Here is a 1,515-nt window from a genome sequence, read left to right on the forward strand (position 1 = left end):
AAAACTAAGTATTTTTTTTTGAGAAAAGGTATATAATTGGAAAAAAAATATTTTTAAAAAAGGATTTTGGTGAAATATCTAGAAAGTATATTAAAGTGTCGAAAAAACATATTTGTGTTTGGGGTGTGAATGTTTATGAAAAGTATGGATGTAATAAATTTATTGGAAAAAGCAATGACTGGTAGTGCCTTAAGGCATACGGTGTTAACTAATAATTTGACTAATGTCAATACTCCTAATTTCAAGCGAAGTGAGGTTGATTTTCGCTCTACTCTTGAGGATGCACTTGATTCACAATTGGCCGTGAAAACAACTAAAGCAGCTCATTTGCAGACCAATTATTTTCAAGGTAGTCCTCAAATTAGTGTGGATAGACAGACAAGTTTACGCAATGATGGCAATAATGTTGATTTAGATGTAGAATTGGCTAATTTGGCTGAAAACAGTATTTATTATAATAGTTTAGTTCGTTTTCTATCTTCACAGCTTTCTTTACTGCGGCAGGCCATAACTGAAGGGAGGCGTTAGTTTTGAATTTGATGAGATCCTTAGGTATTAGTGCTTCTGGTCTTAGTGCCGAACGTTTGCGGATGGATGTAATTTCGGCAAACATCGCTAATGCTAATTCTACACAAACAGTGGAGGGAGGGCCTTATCGAAGGAGGGTAGTGCTTTTAACTTCTCGTGAAAGGACTCCTGGTTTTAAAAGTATTTTACAAGATTCTTTGGTCAATAAAACAGCTTATGCTGGGGTAAAGGTATCTGGAATAGTAGAGGATGAGTCACCCTTAAAAATGGTTTATGATCCTACTCATCCCCATGCCTCGGCAGATGGTTATGTAGCTTACCCTAATGTGGATGTTATGAAAGAAATGGTGGAATTAATCACGGCCTCACGTGCTTATGAGGCCAATGTAACAACTCTTAATTCCACCAAAAATATGTTTATGAAAACTTTAGAAATTGGCCGAGTATAAGGAGGTTGCGAATGGAAATCAAAGGAATGGGGCTGTTGCCACTTACCAAGTCGACCAAAGTTAATCCCGTAAAAGAAAATGTGGAGGACTTTGGCACTTTTTTAAAGGACGCCTTAGGAAGGGTAAATGCTTCTCAGCTCGAAGCCGAGAGTTTGGTTCATGATTTTGCTGTCGGTCGGGATGTGGAGTTGCATGAAGTCGTTTTAGCCATGGAAAAAGCTGATTTGGCTTTGCAATTAACAATTCAAATTAAAAACAAAGTAATTGAAGCATATCAAGAGCTTATGAGAATGCAGGTGTAAACCTTGAGGTGAGAAGATGAATTTAAGGGCTCAATTACCAGAGCAACTAAATAAAATTTGGCAGAAGTTTACCAAGGTGCAAAAGGCCACGATTTTAGTTACGATAGTCTTATTTTTAATGATTATTCTTGGTCTTGTTTTTCTAAAACAGCCAAAAATGGAAGTCCTTTATTCGGGGTTAAGTCCGGAAAATGCCAGTGCTTTAACAGCCAAATTAAAGGAAAGCAAAATTCCTT

The 1,515-nt window shown here is 36.9% G+C and carries 4 protein-coding genes; all 4 read left to right on the forward strand.

Annotated elements, in window-relative coordinates; translation table 11 throughout:
* The first annotated feature begins 129 nt into the window (after positions 1-129).
* Positions 130-528 carry a flagellar basal body rod protein FlgB gene (flgB, locus tag GX687_07195; protein HHX97219.1) on the forward strand — a complete coding sequence of 133 codons (399 nt, stop codon included), beginning with the start codon at positions 130-132 and terminating at the stop codon, positions 526-528.
* Between the two features lie 2 nt (positions 529-530).
* Positions 531-977, forward strand: coding sequence for a flagellar basal body rod protein FlgC (gene flgC, locus GX687_07200; protein ID HHX97220.1), 447 nt, complete (start codon positions 531-533; stop codon positions 975-977).
* Positions 978-982: 5 nt separating this feature from the next.
* Positions 983-1,279, forward strand: coding sequence for a flagellar hook-basal body complex protein FliE (gene fliE, locus GX687_07205; GenBank protein ID HHX97221.1), 297 nt, complete (start codon positions 983-985; stop codon positions 1,277-1,279).
* Between the two features lie 16 nt (positions 1,280-1,295).
* A partial coding sequence (locus tag GX687_07210; protein HHX97222.1) for a hypothetical protein occupies positions 1,296-1,515 on the forward strand: 220 nt, incomplete at its 3' end.

The sequence above is a fragment of the Clostridia bacterium genome, from assembly GCA_012841935.1.
Taxonomy (GTDB): domain Bacteria; phylum Bacillota; class Peptococcia; order DRI-13; family DTU073; genus DUTS01.

What these genes read in the sequence shown, in the direction of transcription:
- flgB (HHX97219.1), top strand. Translation starts at nt 130, where the DNA reads ATGTTTATGAAAAGTATGGATGTAATAAATTTATTGGAAAAAGCAATG.